This is a genomic window from Embleya australiensis (genome assembly GCF_051903075.1).
Lineage (GTDB): Bacteria > Actinomycetota > Actinomycetes > Streptomycetales > Streptomycetaceae > Embleya.
The window spans coordinates 2,973,065-2,987,137 of sequence record NZ_CP182422.1; the positions used below are offsets into that span (position 1 = coordinate 2,973,065).

General features: G+C 72.7%; 14 protein-coding genes. 4 read left to right on the forward strand and 10 right to left on the reverse strand.

Going from position 1 to position 14,073, the window contains the following annotated elements; translation table 11 throughout:
- Window positions 1-47 precede the first annotated feature (47 nt).
- The gene (locus ACMXN5_RS12520) at window positions 48-932 is read right to left on the reverse strand and encodes an amidohydrolase family protein (RefSeq protein ID WP_439675325.1); all 885 of its coding nucleotides are present in this window, start codon (window positions 930-932) and stop codon (window positions 48-50) included.
- A 92-nt stretch (window positions 933-1,024) separates the two neighbouring features.
- Here ACMXN5_RS12520 and ACMXN5_RS12525 point away from each other — a divergent pair, with 92 nt between their 5' ends.
- Entirely contained in the window at window positions 1,025-2,173 is a 1,149-nt protein-coding gene (locus tag ACMXN5_RS12525; protein WP_439675326.1) for an Mrp/NBP35 family ATP-binding protein, read from the forward strand.
- A 102-nt stretch (window positions 2,174-2,275) separates the two neighbouring features.
- Here the strand turns inward: ACMXN5_RS12525 and ACMXN5_RS12530 are convergent, their stop codons facing one another.
- From ACMXN5_RS12530 to sigE, 5 genes are all read right to left on the reverse strand, one after another.
- Window positions 2,276-2,920, reverse strand: coding sequence for a hypothetical protein (locus ACMXN5_RS12530; protein WP_439675327.1), 645 nt, complete (start codon window positions 2,918-2,920; stop codon window positions 2,276-2,278).
- A gap of 260 nt (window positions 2,921-3,180) precedes the next feature.
- Window positions 3,181-3,621: a Sec-independent protein translocase subunit TatB gene (locus ACMXN5_RS12535; protein ID WP_380000034.1), complete on the reverse strand. Its 441-nt coding sequence runs from the start codon at window positions 3,619-3,621 to the stop codon at window positions 3,181-3,183.
- A gap of 237 nt (window positions 3,622-3,858) precedes the next feature.
- Complete coding sequence (locus ACMXN5_RS12540; RefSeq protein ID WP_439675328.1) at window positions 3,859-5,790, reverse strand: trypsin-like peptidase domain-containing protein; 1,932 nt, start codon at window positions 5,788-5,790, stop codon at window positions 3,859-3,861.
- Between the two features lie 229 nt (window positions 5,791-6,019).
- The gene (locus ACMXN5_RS12545) at window positions 6,020-6,640 is read right to left on the reverse strand and encodes an anti-sigma factor family protein (protein ID WP_439675329.1); all 621 of its coding nucleotides are present in this window, start codon (window positions 6,638-6,640) and stop codon (window positions 6,020-6,022) included.
- 104 nt (window positions 6,641-6,744) lie between these two features.
- On the reverse strand, window positions 6,745-7,362 hold the full coding sequence (gene sigE, locus ACMXN5_RS12550) for an RNA polymerase sigma factor SigE (protein WP_101897113.1): 618 nt from the start codon (window positions 7,360-7,362) through the stop codon (window positions 6,745-6,747).
- Between the two features lie 686 nt (window positions 7,363-8,048).
- Here sigE and ACMXN5_RS12555 point away from each other — a divergent pair.
- Window positions 8,049-8,735: an O-methyltransferase gene (locus ACMXN5_RS12555; protein ID WP_395794428.1), complete on the forward strand. Its 687-nt coding sequence runs from the start codon at window positions 8,049-8,051 to the stop codon at window positions 8,733-8,735.
- Window positions 8,736-8,860: 125 nt separating this feature from the next.
- On the opposite strand, the gene ACMXN5_RS12560 is transcribed toward ACMXN5_RS12555, so the two are convergent.
- Window positions 8,861-9,028, reverse strand: a complete 168-nt coding sequence (locus ACMXN5_RS12560; RefSeq protein WP_078976897.1) for a DUF3117 domain-containing protein — start codon at window positions 9,026-9,028, stop codon at window positions 8,861-8,863.
- Between the two features lie 282 nt (window positions 9,029-9,310).
- Between ACMXN5_RS12560 and ACMXN5_RS12565 the strand changes: the two genes are divergently transcribed.
- Window positions 9,311-10,108: an enoyl-CoA hydratase/isomerase family protein gene (locus ACMXN5_RS12565; protein ID WP_439675330.1), complete on the forward strand. Its 798-nt coding sequence runs from the start codon at window positions 9,311-9,313 to the stop codon at window positions 10,106-10,108.
- A 51-nt stretch (window positions 10,109-10,159) separates the two neighbouring features.
- On the opposite strand, the gene ACMXN5_RS12570 is transcribed toward ACMXN5_RS12565, so the two are convergent.
- The gene (locus tag ACMXN5_RS12570) at window positions 10,160-10,753 is read right to left on the reverse strand and encodes a DNA-3-methyladenine glycosylase I (protein ID WP_439675331.1); all 594 of its coding nucleotides are present in this window, start codon (window positions 10,751-10,753) and stop codon (window positions 10,160-10,162) included.
- Window positions 10,750-11,433: a DivIVA domain-containing protein gene (locus ACMXN5_RS12575; RefSeq protein WP_439675332.1), complete on the reverse strand. Its 684-nt coding sequence runs from the start codon at window positions 11,431-11,433 to the stop codon at window positions 10,750-10,752. Before ACMXN5_RS12575 ends, ACMXN5_RS12570 begins: the two co-directional genes overlap by 4 nt.
- Window positions 11,434-11,636: 203 nt before the next feature.
- On the opposite strand from ACMXN5_RS12575, the gene folP reads away from it, so the two are divergent.
- Window positions 11,637-12,449: a dihydropteroate synthase gene (gene folP, locus ACMXN5_RS12580; protein ID WP_439677996.1), complete on the forward strand. Its 813-nt coding sequence runs from the start codon at window positions 11,637-11,639 to the stop codon at window positions 12,447-12,449.
- Between the two features lie 164 nt (window positions 12,450-12,613).
- On the opposite strand, the gene ACMXN5_RS12585 is transcribed toward folP, so the two are convergent.
- Window positions 12,614-14,020, reverse strand: coding sequence for an alkaline phosphatase PhoX (locus ACMXN5_RS12585; RefSeq protein ID WP_439675333.1), 1,407 nt, complete (start codon window positions 14,018-14,020; stop codon window positions 12,614-12,616).
- Window positions 14,021-14,073 lie beyond the last annotated feature (53 nt).

The following is a 14,073-nucleotide window of genomic DNA, read 5'->3' on the forward strand; positions in this document are numbered from 1 at the left end:
GCCGCACCGACGCGTAGGTATCGGTTTACGGGTGGACGAAAGGGCCGCTAGGTGAGCCCGAACAGCCGCGCCGCGTTGTCGTGGCAGACCGCGCGCAGCCAGTCGTCGCCGAGGTCGACCCGGGTGAGCGCGGCGAGCGCGTCGGCGTAGCCGTAGGGGATGTTCGGGAAGTCGCTGCCCCACAGGATGCGATCCGCCGCGTCGAGCAGCCGGGGCCGGTCGGCCGGCGGGAACGGGGCGGCCTCCTCGACGAATTCGGTGAACGCCATCGTGGTGTCCAGGTGCACCCTCGGGTAGCGCGCCGCCAGGTCCAGGAACGCGCCGTACTCCGGCATCCCCATGTGCGCGACGATCAGCGCCAGCCGCGGATGCCGGGCCAGCACCCGGGCGATCGGCTCCGGCCCGGTGTGCGCCCCGGGCACCGGCCCGGACCCGCAGTGCGCGACCACCGGCACGCCGGCGTCGGCGAGCGTGCCCCACACGTCGTCCAGGAGCGGATCGGTCGGATCCCAGCCGCCGACCTGCACGTGCGCCTTGAACACCACCGCGCCCGCGTCGATCGCCTCGCGCACGTACTTGGCCGCGTCGGGTTCGGCGAAGAACGTCGCCGTATGCAGACAGTCGGGGGTGCGCGCGGCGAACTCGCGCGACCACGCGTTCAGCCACGCGGCCATCGCGGGCTTGTGCGGATACAACATCGAGGTGAACGCCGAGACGCCGAACTCGCGCAGCGTGGCGACCCGCCCGTCCTCGTCCAGGCGGTAGGTGATCGGCCACGGCCGGCCGATCAGCGGACCGGCCGCGTCGAAGTACGCCCACACCTTGTCCAGCACCTGCTTGGGCATGAAGTGCGTGTGCACGTCGATCAGCGTCGCCAGGCCCAGGGCCCGGCGGAACTCCGCCACTCGCGTCCGCTCGGCCGATATCGTCACGCGGCACCTCCCCGTCGGTTCGCAGCCCCCGCTCCGGACCCGGATCCCGATGCTCGCAAAGGATTCCGGCGCGAGGGTCGTAAGCTCACGGTATGGCTTCTGCAACCCTGCCCTCGGCGGACGACGTCCAGGATGCCCTGGCGACCGTCCAGGACCCCGAGATCCACCGGCCCATCACCGAACTGGGCATGGTCAAATCCGTCGACATCCTGGCCGACGGTCGGGTCGAGGTCGCGGTCTATCTGACGGTCAGCGGCTGTCCGATGCGCGAGACGATCATCAGCCGGGTGGAGACCGCCGTGGCCGCGCTGCCCGGGGTGACCTCGGTCGGCGTCGAACTCGACGTGATGAGCGACACGCAGCGCAAGGAGCTGGCGAACCACCTGCGCGGCGGGCAGGCCGAGCGCGAGGTGCCGTTCGCCAAGCCCGGCTCGCTGACCCGGGTCTACGCGGTGGCCTCCGGCAAGGGCGGCGTCGGCAAGTCCTCGGTCACGGTGAACCTGGCCGCGGCGATGGTCGGGCAGGGCCTGAAGGTCGGCGTGGTGGACGCGGACATCTACGGCCACTCGGTGCCGCGCATGCTCGGCGCCGAGGGCAAGCCCACCCAGGTCGAGAACATGATCATGCCGCCGTCGGCGCTGGGCGTGAAGGTCATCTCGATCGGCATGTTCACCCCCGGCAACGCGCCGGTGGTCTGGCGCGGGCCGATGTTGCACCGCGCGCTCCAGCAGTTCCTGGCCGACGTGTACTGGGGCGACCTCGACGTCCTGCTCCTGGACCTCCCGCCGGGCACCGGCGACATCGCCATCTCGGTCGCCCAGTTGGTGCCCAACGCGGAGATCCTGGTGGTGACCACGCCGCAGCAGGCCGCCGCCGAGGTCGCCGAGCGGGCCGGCACGATCGCGGTCGAGACCCGCCAGACGATCGCCGGCGTGATCGAGAACATGGCCGGGCTGCCCTGCCCGCACTGCGGCGAGATGGTCGACGTGTTCGGCTCCGGCGGCGGACAGCGCGTCGCCGACGGCCTGTCCGCGGCCACCGGCACGAAGGTCCCGCTGCTCGGCTCGATCCCGATCGACACCCGGCTGCGCGAGGGCGGCGACACCGGCCGCCCGGTCGTCGTCGACGCGCCCGACTCGCCCGCCGCCGTCGCTCTCAGCGCGGTCGCGGCGAAGCTCGGCGGCCGCGAGCGCGGCCTCTCCGGCCTCCAACTCGGCCTGACCCCGCTGCGCAACTTCTAGGTCTTGCGGGCCCCGGCACCGGTCGGGGTCCAGGCGCGCCGATCCCGGGGGCACGCCCGCCCGTTGCGGCGCGGCCGTGACCCCGGGGCCGGCGCCGGGCGCTCACGCGTCCGGCATCGCGTACGTTCGCAGGTCCACCAAGCGGGACAGGCCCAGGCCGTACGCGCTCGCGCCCCGGCCGTACACCCCCAGGTACACCCCCGCGCTCTCCCCCGCGAGTACCCAGCCGTACGCCGACTCCCGGTAGCGAAAACGCGACGGCACCCCGTCGACCGGGATCGCCAGATCCGTCCACCCCGGTCCGGGCAGATTGTCGGACAGGTCCCACGCGATGTTGGTCTGCTGATCCAGCCACTCCGCACGGGTCGCGCGGTCCAACTGCCACGGCCAACTGTCCGCGAGCAACGCCACCCCTGCGAGTGACGCCGCGCTCGCCTTCGACGTGGCCTCCATCTGTCCCGTGCCGTCGCCGGCCGGCCGCTTGGGCCGCTGCGGGACGGTGACCACGGACACGAACCGGCGGGGCGTGGGATCACCGGGCCGGCGGCTGGGCAGGTCGCCGTGGCCCAGCGTGCCGTACTCGATCGTGCCCCGACCCCGGCACACCGAGGACAACCAACGCCGCCCGTTCCAGCCCTCGTCCAGGCCGTACCAGGGGAAGTCCGCGTCCAGGTATTCCGCCAGCAGATCGGGCCTGCCGGCCCCGTCGGCGGGCAACGCCTCGCCCGCGTGGCTGATTGTGTCCATGCTCCGCCTCAGGTCCTCTCGCGCGGCGCGACGGCGCCGGGCCGGCTGCCTCGGTCTGCCATGTCGGGCGGCCACTCCCCCGGGCGATCCGGGTGGACGAGCCGTGCGATACATGTATCCGCCGAGTCACCGACCACACACCGCCCGTGTACTCGGGCTCCATAGTGCCCGAACGCGCGGGTGCTCCGACGCCGTCCTCGGCGCCGGTCGGCCCCGAATCCGGGCCGCGGATCCCCGGCCGGGGACGAGCGGATCGACCCTCAGGTGGCGTCGGCGTCGTACGGCGGACGCTCGCCGGGCTCGACCCGGGCGGCGCCGCCGTTCTTGTGCAGCGAGGTCTTCGGCGCGGACGACTGTCCGGCCGACGGGCGGTGCGAGGTGTCGGGCACGTCCGGCTCGAAGAGGTTGCCGCTCGCCAGACCCTTGATGTCGTCGAAGTCCTTGCCGAGCGAGTCGCGCAACTCCCGGATGCCCAGATCGTCGTCGCCGTCGCCCATCAGGTTCTTGCGGACGAAGGTCTTCGGGTTCAGGTCCTCCAGGTGCATGTCCTGGAACTCCGGACCCAGTTCCTTCTTCAGGTCCGCGCGGGCCCCGGAGGAGAACTCGCGGAACTTGCGAATGGTGCGCGCCACGTCGCCGATCATCTTCGGCAGCTTCTCGGGACCGAAGATGACGATCGCGAGGATGACGAGCGCGACCATCTCGGGTGCACCGACGTCGAACACCTGGACTCCACGAGATTGCGCGAGGGGGTTCGGTCGGGTGACCGAACCCCCTCAGAGTAGTCGCCGACCCCCCGAGCGGAAGGCCGCGGGCGGCACCGAACCGGTCGCTTGGCGCCTATTGGCAAAAGATGTGATCACCCGGCCATGTGTACGTCATGTCCGAGTCATCCTGCTTGGTGGCCGGCCGGCCCGTCGGGGTCGGCCGGCCCCGGGTCAGCCCGCCTGGAGGGTCATGTCGACCGAGCGCTCCGCGCCGTCGCGCTCGATGGTGAGCTTGACCACGCCGCCCGGCGCCTTGGACCGGATCGCCACGATCAACTCGTTCGCGTCGTGCACCCTGCGGCCGTCGATCGCCTTGATCACGTCGCCCGGCTTGAGCCCGGCCTGCTCGGCGGGTCCGCCCGGACGCACCGGCGGCGTGCCCTTGACGTCCTCGGACGCGATCCGGGCGCCGTCGCCCGTGTAGGCGACGTCGAGCGAGACGCCGATCACCGGATGCGAGGCCTTGCCGGTGTCGATCAACTGCTGCGCGACCCGGCGCGCCTGGTTGATCGGGATCGCGAACCCGAGGCCGATACTGCCCGCCTCCTGCTGCGCCCCGAACGGATTGCCCTGGCCGCCACCGCCGGCCGAGCGGATCGCCGAGTTGATCCCGATCACCGAACCCGCCGCGTCGATCAGCGGCCCGCCGGAGTTGCCGGGGTTGATCGGCGCGTCGGTCTGCAGCGCGCTGATGTAGGAGACGTCGCTGCCGGAGGAGCCGGCACTGACCGCGCGGTCCTTGGCGCTGATGATCCCGGAGGTGACGGTGCCCTCCAGGTTGAACGGCGCACCGATGGCGATCACCGGGTCGCCGACCTGCACGGCGTCGGAGTTGCCCAGCGGCAGCGGGTGCAGCCCCTGGACGCCGGACACCCGGATCACCGCGAGGTCGTAGCCGGTGTCCCGGCCGACCAGGGTCGCGGTCGTGCGCTGCCCATCGTTGAACGTCACCGTGATCGTGCCGCCGGACGCGGCCGAGTCCACGACGTGGTTGTTGGTCAGGATGTCGCCGGCGGTGTCCAGCACGAAGCCGGTGCCGGTGGCCTCGCCGCGACCGGTCTTGGCGTGGATGTACACCACGCCGGGCAGCGTGCGGTCCGCGAGGCCGGCGATGGTGTCCTTGCCCCGGGCCGGACCGCTCTGCGGCGGGTCGCCCAGGCGGATCTTGGTGTCGTGCCGATCGGCGACCCAGGCTCCGATGCCGCCGCCGATAAACCCGGCCACGAGCGCGAGCGCCGCGGCCCACACCACCAGCCGCCGCCCGTAGCGCCGACCCAGGTCCTCCGTGGGCCCGCCCGCCCCGGTCATGTCCCCGGGGACCGCATAGCCGTACGGCACGGCCTGCTGGGGCGCGTAGCCGGTCTGCGGGGCATACGAGGGGTACGGACCGTAGGGCCCGTAGCCCGGATGCGCGCCGCCGGCCGGCGCACCGTAGGCACCGGGCTGCCCGGGCTGCGCCGAATATCCCGGCCACTGCCCCGTCGGCTGCTGCGGGGGCGGCCCGACGGGCGGCGGCTGGGGCGGCGGGGCGAACGGGTCGTAGCCGGGGTCGTCCGCGGCCGGCAACTCGGCGGTGCCGTGCACCACGGGCACCTCGGCGGTCACCGCGTCCCGGACATCGGGCCTCGGCACCCCGAACGCGTCGGGCTCGGCGGCGGGATCGGCCGGCGGCGGCTCCTTGGCCAACGACGTCCGCGCGGGAAACGCGGCGGGCTCGGCGTCGGCCGCGTGCGAGCCGCCCGGCGCGGCGAAGCCTTCGGTGGTCGCGTCACGGTGTCCCGGCTCGGCGGCATCGCCGGCCGCGTTCCCGCGACCCGACTCGGCGCCCGTGTCCGAAGCCCGTGAGTCGTCCCCGGTGGAGTCCTCCGTCCCCGACACCGGTCGGATCTCGGTGGGCGGCTCCTCGTCCGTCGCCCGGCCGGAAGCCGCAGGGCCCGTGGTCGCGCCGTCGGGGGTGTCCTCTCCGGGATCCGTCGACACCCGCGGGCCGCCTGGCGGGAAGGCCGCCGGCTCCGCGCCGGGGTCGTGCTCGGGTGCCGGTCCGGCCGGCGCGTCGTCGCCTCGCGGCGGCTCCGCTCCCCCACGGCCGTATGCGTCGCTCATCGTGTGCCTTCCTACCGCTCCCGGTGTGCCGGGGCATCCGCTGCTTCTCCGGCCCGGCCACAGTCTTGCGCGTGCCGCTCGCCGGCGTCCCGGCGGCAGCGGATACCCGTCACATCCCACACGCGAACCCGCCCGAAAGCACCGCGCCCGCGCGGATCCGCGCGGGCGCTTCCGGACCGGCGCATCGGCGCGCGGGACCGGGTTGTACGGGCCTGCGGCGCGGCGGCGTCTAGGGCCGGGCCTCGATCGTGTGGACCGGCACCGTCAGGGACGCCCCCGCGAGCACCGGCTCGGAGCGTTTGGCCGCCTTGCCCGCAGGCAGCGCGCTCGTGCTCGCGGCCTGCTCCACCAGGTAGCGCTCGACGGCCGGGGCCGCGGGTCGGCCCTCGGTGCCGCCGCTGGTCCCGCCCGGCACGAAGGCGCTGCTCAGCGCGACGGCCATCATCGAGAACGCGCCGGCCGCCGCGAACGTCAGCCGACGCCGGCTCACCGGCGGGCGCACCCGCTCGGGCATGTTGCCGGGCCGGCCCGCCCGCGGACCGGTCGACCGCGCACGTGCGCGGGTCGAGCCCGTCGGTCGCCCGGCGGCCGGGAACATGAATCGATCGCCGCCCGCGGGCGGCGCGGGCGGCTCCTCGGCGGATTCCCCGAGCGCGAACAACCGCGCCATCAGGTCCTCGGAGGGGCCGGGTTGACGCGCGATGCCGAGCAGCTGCTTCACCTGGCGCTGCTCCTCGGCCTCCACGCGACAGTCCGCGCATTCGGCGAGGTGCGCCAGCACCTTCTCGCGGGCCTCATGGCCCAGTTCGCCGTCCACATAGGCGGCGAGCTTGTCCTCGGGGTGGCTCATGTCCCCACCTCGCATGCCCCACATCGGGTCGCGGCGCGCCCCAGCCGTGTGGCACTCACTACCCCCCTGCCCAAGCGGTCGCCGGGCTCACTGCTCACGGTCCCTCATCTCCGCACCGTGGTCCGGACCTCCGCAGCCGTCTCCTGGCCTGCCTTGTTCCGGGGAGCACGATGCCGCAGCGCCGCACGGAGCTGGGACCGGCCGCGGTGGATGCGGCTGCGCACGGTCCCGAGTTTCACTCCGAGCGTGGTGGCGATCTCCTCGTACGACAGGCCCTCGATGTCACACAGTACGACCGCGGCGCGGAACTCCGGCGCGAGCGCGTCCAGCGCCTGCTGGACGTCCGCGTCCAGGTGGGCGTCGTCGTATGCCTGCGCGGGCGAGAGCTCACGACCGGCGAGGCGTTCGCCCGCGTCGTCGCCCAGACCCTCGAAGCGGATGCGCTGACGGCGCCGGACCATGTCGAGGAAAAGGTTCGTGGTGATGCGGTGCAGCCAACCCTCGAACGTGCCGGGCGTGTAGCTCGACAACGATCGGAACACTCGGACGAACACCTCTTGGGTGATGTCGTCCGCGTCGTGCGGGTTGCCACTGAGGCGGTAGGCGAGCCGATACACCCGCGCGGAGTGGGTGCGGACGATGTCCTCCCACGTCGGCGGGACCCATTCGGCCTGGGCGGGGCTGCTGGTTGCGTTTGCGGCTTCGGCCACGTGATCCGGCATCGGCGACGACTCGCGAGTACAGGATTGTTCCCCGCGACGGTCGACCACTGCCACACCTCCTCTTCCGAGTAGCGCAACCACCATAAGCGTCCTGCCTGTTAAGCCCGGATAAGGGCGCCGAGCCCCGGTCCGACCCAACCTCCGGTGCCGCGAGACCACGAGCCTCGTGTTCACCTGTCTTCCGAGGGAGCCAACGAACCACATCCGCGGGGGGTTCCCGCGGCGGACGCAGTCGCGGCGGACGCAGTCGCGGCGGACGCAGTCGCGGCGGACGCAGTCGCGGCGGACGCAGTCGCGGCGGACGCAGTCGCGGCGGACGCAGTCGCGGCGGACGCAGTCGCGGCGGACGCAGTCGCGGCGGACGCAGTCGCGGTCGCGGCGTTGCTTTTATTGGGCGCTTCGCGCCGGCTCGCGAGGGGCCGCTTTTTTCTCTCCCCCGCTTCGCTCCTCCGAGAAAAAAGCGGCCCCTCGCTCGGGGTCGGGTGTCCCTCCGCTTCGCTCCGGGCCACCCGACCCGCAACTCGCGGCTCCGCCGCTCTCCGCGCTTCGCGCGTCGATCACGCGGGCGGACCGGGTCGGGGGCGCTGACGCGCCACGGGGTGGGGGCGCCGGCGGGGTGGGGGCGGGCGGTCGTGCGGCGCTCCCCGGGTGGTGGGGGGACGCCTCGGTAATACGCTTGCGCTCAGGTGGCCGACCCGTCCGAGCGCGAACGGGCGGCCGGGACAGAGGAGGAAGCCATTTCCGGCAATCGCCAGGCGAGCTGGGCGTTCGCGGAAGAGTACGTCGGCGAGGACGCCGTCCTCGCGGGCGCCCGCGCCCGCGCCCGGGAAGTCGGCGTGCTCCCAATAGGTCCCGGCGGCGGCGCCGCGCTGCGCTTCCTCGCCGCCGCAGTCGAGGCCAAGGCGGTCGCCGAGATCGGGACCGGGACCGGGGTGTCCGGCCTCTACCTGCTGCGCGGCATGCGCTCCGACGGGGTGCTCACCACGGTCGACGCCGATCCCGAGAACCAGCGGCTCGCCAAGGAGACCTTCACCGAGGCGGGCTTTCCAAGCGGGCGCGCCAGGTTCATCCCGGGCCGGGCCCTGGAGGTGCTGCCCCGGCTCGCCGACGGCGGCTACGACCTGGTGTTCTGCGACGGGGACAAGCTCGAATACCTGGACTACCTCGCCGAGGCGCTGCGGTTGTTGCGGCCCGGCGGCGTGGTCTGCTTCGACAACGCGCTGCTGCGCGACCGGGTGGCCGATCCGGCGCACCGCGACGCGGAGACCGCCGCCGTGCGCGACGTGTTGCGGGTGATCCGCGAGCACGAGTCGCTGGTGCCGGCGCTGCTCCCGGTCGGCGACGGCCTGCTGTGCGCGGCCCGTCGGGGCTGAGCCCGGCCTGGCCGGCATGCGACCCGGCCGGACACATGCCGACGGCCCCGGTACGAACATGAGTCTCCATGTCCGTGCCGGGGCCGTCGCATCACGACTTTCGTCGAGGGCGTCGCCCCAGGGGGTCAGCCCACGGCGTTCTTCAGCGCCTCGCTCAGGGCGCCGGCCTCATCGGCCGACAGCTCGACAACGAGCCGTCCACCGCCCTCAAGCGGAACGCGCATGACGATGCCCCGCCCTTCCTTGGTCACCTCGAGCGGGCCGTCGCCCGTCCGCGGCTTCATGGCCGCCATGCTCGTTCCCCTTCCTGCATATCGACGCACCGGTGCTCAAACCGGCCACCGGTCTTCGAGAGCATTGATCAGGGACCATTATCCCGCATCGAACGGTGGGGTGAGCAACATCGGGTCCCGTCGACCTCTCCGACCCCGTCCGTACGGCGCGGAATGGGATGGTCCGTCCCGGCTCGGAAATGCGGCTGACGGTCCGTCAGGGGCGGGACGGGGGCCGGATCCGGCTTCCGGCATGCTGTGCACATCCCACCTGCGGCGATGTATGTGATGTGGAGGCAAGTCATGACCGACAAGGCCGAGATTGTGCGGTACGACCTCGCCGACGGAGTCGCGACCGTCACGCTGAACCGGCCCGAGGCGATGAACTCGCTCGACGAGCCGACCAAGATCGCGTTGCGCGACGCGGTCCTGCGCGCCGCCGAGGATCCGGCCGTCCGGGCGGTGCTGCTGACCGGAAGCGGTCGGGCGTTTTGCGCCGGCCAGGACCTGAAGGCGCACATCCGACAGCTGGAGACGGGCCCCGACGCCACCTTCGCGACCGTGCGTGAGCACTACAACCCGCTCGTGACGGCGCTGGCGACGATGGCCAAGCCGGTGATCGCGGCGGTGAACGGGGTCGCCGCCGGGGCCGGCGCGGCGATCGCCTGGGCCTGCGACTTCCGGATCATGGCGGACACGGCCGGCTTCAACACCGCCTTCGCGGGGGTCGCGCTGACCGCCGACTCGGGCGCGTCCTGGACGCTGCCGCGCCTGGTCGGTCAGGCGCGGGCGATCGAGCTGCTGATGCTGCCCCGCACGATCAAGGCCGCCGAGGCGCTGGAGCTGGGCCTGGCCCACCGGGTGGTCCCGGCCGAGGAGGTCCTCGACACCGCCCGCGACCTGGCCCACCGCCTGGCCGAAGGCCCGACCGTGGCCTTGGCCGCCCTGAAGGAATCGGTCGCCTACGGCGCCTCCCACTCCCTGCTCGACACCCTGGCCAAGGAGGACGAACTGCAACTGCGGGCGGGCTCCTCCGAGGACCACCGGATCGCGGTGGCCGCCTTCGTCGCCAAGGAGAAGCCCACCTTCCTCGGTCGCTGATCCCCACCACCCGGCAGGGCCCACGCGGCCCGCCGGGGCGGGCGGGGCGGGTCAGCGGGAGATGCAGGTCCTGAGGTGGTCGTTGACCAGGCCGCAGGCCTGCATCATCGCGTACGCCGTGGTCGGGCCGACGAAGCGGAAACCCTTGCGCTTGAGTTCCTTGGCCAGGGCGGTGGACTCGTCGGTGACCGCCGGGACGTCCGAGAGGGCCTCGGGGGCCTTCCGGCGGCCGGAAGGTGCGAAGGACCACACGAGGGCGTCCAGGCCGCCCTGGAGGGCCTGTGCCGCGTGTGCGTTGGCGATCGCGGCGTCGATCTTGGCCCGATTGCGGATGATGCCCTCGTCGGCGAGCAGCCGCGCGCGGTCCGTGTCGTCGAAGGCCGCCACCCGCGCGATGGAGAAGTCGGCGAAGGCGGCCCGGAAACCCTCGCGCCGACGCAGGATGGTCAACCACGACAGACCGGACTGGAACGCCTCCAGGCACAGCCGCTCGAACAGCCGGTCGTCACCGTGCACCGCGACGCCCCATTCGGTGTCGTGGTACTCCCGGTAGTCCTCGGGACCGGTGGCGCCCCACGGGCAGCGCAGCAGTCCGTCCGGTCCCGGGACCGGACCACCGACGACGGGGACGGTGGCGGCGGTCATGACTTCGGGTCGCCCTTCGCTTCGTCGCTCTTGTTCGCTTCGTCGCTCTCGTTCGCGTAGTCGCCCCTGCTCCCGTCGTCGCCCTTCGGCACGTCCTCGGCCTCGTCCACAGCGGCCTCGGGCGCCGCCTCCTCAGCCGACGCGTCCACCTTCGTCTGCGGCGTCTCGTCCGCCTTCGACTCCGGTGTCTCGTCCGCGTCGGCGGCCGGTTCGACCGCCGCTTCGGCGGCCTCGGTGTCGACCAGCGTCGAGCCCGCGGCCTCGGCCCGCTCCGGCTTCTCCAGTGACAGCGTGGTCCCCGAGCCGCGCGGCGACGGGGCGTGCCCGCTCGCGCCGAACGCACTCGCCCCGGCGGCGGCCACGCCCGGCATCGCCGACGCGACGCCGACCGGCGTGGTGCCGGCGATCCGGTACTCCAGCTCCAGGATGCGCGCGTCGCGCGCCGCGAGTTCGCCGGTGAGCCGGTCCAGGACCAGGTCCACCTCGCTCATCCGGTAGCCCCGGAAGACCACCGGGAAGCGGATCCGATCGATGTCGGCGCTCGTGAGCGGGCGGTCGCCGGGCATCCGCAGCTCGGGCTGTTCGCGGTAGGCGTCGGGAAGGGAGCCACCCGCCCCGAGCACGACCGCGGCGATGACGAGGACCACCCCGATCACCACGACAAGCTGGATCCAGAACACGGACGGCTCCCCTTCGACGGTGGTGCAGGCGCTGGAACGGTGTCGGCTCCGGGCCGTTTCGGGAAGCCCCCGGCTCGTCGCACGGGACGATCGTGCCACGATCAGGGGGTCAGGTGGCACGTGCAGGGTGTTGGGCGGAGGTCGACGGGGTGACGACACTGAGGCTGGGACGACGGGAGTTCGAGGGGGACGAGTTGGTGATCATGGCGATCATCAACCGGACACCGGACTCGTTCTTCGACAAGGGCGCGACGTTCGATGATCGACCGGCCCTGGACGCGGTCGCCCGCGCGATCGACGAGGGCGCGGGAATCGTGGACATCGGGGGCGTGAAGGCCGGTCCGGGGGCCGAGGTGGATGTCACGGAGGAGATCCGCCGGACGGTGTCCTTCGTGGCCGAGGTGCGCCGCCGCCACCCCGACGTGGTGATCAGCGTGGACACGTGGCGCCACGAGGTCGCCGAGGCGGTCTGCGACGCGGGCGCCGACCTGCTCAACGACGCGTGGGGCGGGGTGGATCCCAAGCTGGCCGAGGTGGCCGCGAAGTACGACGCGGGCATCGTGTGCACGCACGCCGGCCGGGCGCAGCCGCGCACCCGGCCGCACCGGATCGGCTACGTCGACGTGATGGCCGACATCCTGGACGTCACGGTGGGCCTGGCCGAGCGCGCCGCGCGGCTCGGCGTGCGTCGGGACGCGATCCTGATCGACCCGGGGCACGACTTCGGCAAGAACACCCGGCACTCGCTGGAGGCCACCCGCCGGCTCGGCGAGATGGTCGACACCGGGTGGCCGGTCCTGGTCTCGCTGTCCAACAAGGACTTCGTCGGCGAGACGCTGGACAAGCCGGTGAACGAGCGGCTGCTCGGCACCCTGGCCACCACCGCGGTCAGCGCGTGGCTCGGGGCTCGGGTGTACCGCGCGCACCAGGTGGCGGAGACCCGCCAGGTGCTCGACATGGTGTCCTCGATCCACGGCACCCGGCAGCCCGCCGTGGCCCGTCGCGCCCTGGCCTGACGGACCCGGGGCGGGTCTTCGAGCCCCCGATCGAAGACCCCGCCCCCAGCGCGTGTCTTCAGGCCCCCCGGAGAACGCCTTTCGGCGTCCGCCCCCACCTCGAAGGTGGGCGCGGACGCCGAAAAGTGGGCTTCGACGACGGCGACGGCCGCCGACTCGGTGCCTCAGCAGCGCTTCCAGGGGCCCTGGATGGCGTACATGGTGCCCGGGGTCTGCACGTTCGCGAACAGCGTGCGGCCGTCCTCGGAGAAGACCGGGCCGGTGAACTCGCTGTCGCCGTCCACGTCGTTGCGGGCGACCGGGTAGGTCTTGCCGTCGTCGGTCGCGCCGAGCAGGTGCTGCACGCCCTCGCCGTCCTCGGCGATGATCACGCCGCCGTGCGGCGACACGCTGATGTTGTCCGGGCCGTCGAACGGACCGTCCACGTCCGGCGTGGTGTTGACGCCGAAGCGCAGCTTCAGCGTCAGCCGCTCGCGGCGCGGGTCGTAGAACCAGATCTGCCCGTCGTGCGGGGTGCCCGGGCTCTCCTTGCGGGCGAAGCTGGTGACCACGTACGCGCCGCCGTCGCCCCACCAGATGCCCTCGATCTTGCGACCGCGGGTGATGTCGGTGTTCTGGAACTGCTTGCGGATCGACGTGGTGCGCGCGTCGCGCTCCGGCACGGCCACCCAGTTCACCGCGTAGGTGGTGCCCACCTCGGTCGCCCGGGAGAGGTCGTCCACGTGCTTGCCGCTCGCGTCCACGCAGCGCATCGCCGCGAGGATGCCCGCGTCGTCGGCCAGCTTGCGCAGCCGGCCGCGTCCGCCGTCCCAGTGGCGCGGCGGCTCCCAGCGGTAGAGCAGTCCGTTCGGGTTGCTCGCGTCCTCGGTCAGGTACAGGTGGCCGCGGCGCGGGTCCACCGCGACCGCCTCGTGGGCGAACCGGCCGAGCGCCTTGATCGGCTTCGGGTCGCGGTTGGCGCGGCGGTCGTACGGGTCGACCTCGAAGACGTAGCCGTGGTCCTTGGTGGCGGTGCCCTGACCGGCCAGCTGCTCGGTCTCCTCGCAGGTCAGCCAGGTGTCCCACGGGGTCACCCCGCCCGCGCAGTTGGTCGCGGTGCCGGCCACGCCGACGTACTCGCGGATGCGCCTGCCGTAACGGTTCACCTCGACCACGGTGCAGCCACCGGGCAGGCCCTCGTCGTAGACCAGGCCCGCGAGGTGCGGCACCGGCAGCGGGGTGTCCTTGAACGAACCGCCGAGCTCGTGGTTGTTCACCAGGACGGTGCCGCCGCCGCGCAGCTTGAACGCGCCGGTGCCGTCGTGGTTGCTCGGGGTGGACTCGCCCGACTCCAGCTTGGTGACACCGGCCTCGGTGACTATCTGGTATGAGAAACCCTTGGGCAGCGCCAGGCGCCCGGCGGGGTCGTCCACCAGCGGGCCGTAGCCGACCTGGGCCGGCGGGCGCCGGTCGCCGGAGCGGGACGAGGCCGAGGCGTTCGGCGCCAGCAGCATGCCGGTGCTGCCGATGAGGGCGACACCGGCACCGGTGGTGGCGGTGCGACCGAGGAAACCCCTACGGGACAGCGACATCTGGTTTTCTCCTGTGACAGGCGGGGAGATATCGGGACGCCCCTACGCTTTCG

Excerpts from the sequence above, each read along its gene's own strand:
- ACMXN5_RS12525 (WP_439675326.1), top strand. The coding sequence starts at position 1,025 with ATGGCTTCTGCAACCCTGCCCTCGGCGGACGACGTCCAGGATGCCCTG.
- ACMXN5_RS12530 (WP_439675327.1), bottom strand. The coding sequence starts at position 2,920 with ATGGACACAATCAGCCACGCGGGCGAGGCGTTGCCCGCCGACGGGGCC.
- ACMXN5_RS12535 (WP_380000034.1), bottom strand. The coding sequence starts at position 3,621 with ATGGTCGCGCTCGTCATCCTCGCGATCGTCATCTTCGGTCCCGAGAAG.
- ACMXN5_RS12540 (WP_439675328.1), bottom strand. The coding sequence starts at position 5,790 with ATGAGCGACGCATACGGCCGTGGGGGAGCGGAGCCGCCGCGAGGCGAC.
- ACMXN5_RS12545 (WP_439675329.1), bottom strand. The coding sequence starts at position 6,640 with ATGAGCCACCCCGAGGACAAGCTCGCCGCCTATGTGGACGGCGAACTG.
- sigE (WP_101897113.1), bottom strand. The coding sequence starts at position 7,362 with ATGCCGGATCACGTGGCCGAAGCCGCAAACGCAACCAGCAGCCCCGCC.
- ACMXN5_RS12560 (WP_078976897.1), bottom strand. The coding sequence starts at position 9,028 with ATGGCGGCCATGAAGCCGCGGACGGGCGACGGCCCGCTCGAGGTGACC.
- ACMXN5_RS12565 (WP_439675330.1), top strand. The coding sequence starts at position 9,311 with ATGACCGACAAGGCCGAGATTGTGCGGTACGACCTCGCCGACGGAGTC.
- ACMXN5_RS12570 (WP_439675331.1), bottom strand. The coding sequence starts at position 10,753 with ATGACCGCCGCCACCGTCCCCGTCGTCGGTGGTCCGGTCCCGGGACCG.
- folP (WP_439677996.1), top strand. The coding sequence starts at position 11,637 with ATGGCGATCATCAACCGGACACCGGACTCGTTCTTCGACAAGGGCGCG.
- ACMXN5_RS12585 (WP_439675333.1), bottom strand. The coding sequence starts at position 14,020 with ATGTCGCTGTCCCGTAGGGGTTTCCTCGGTCGCACCGCCACCACCGGT.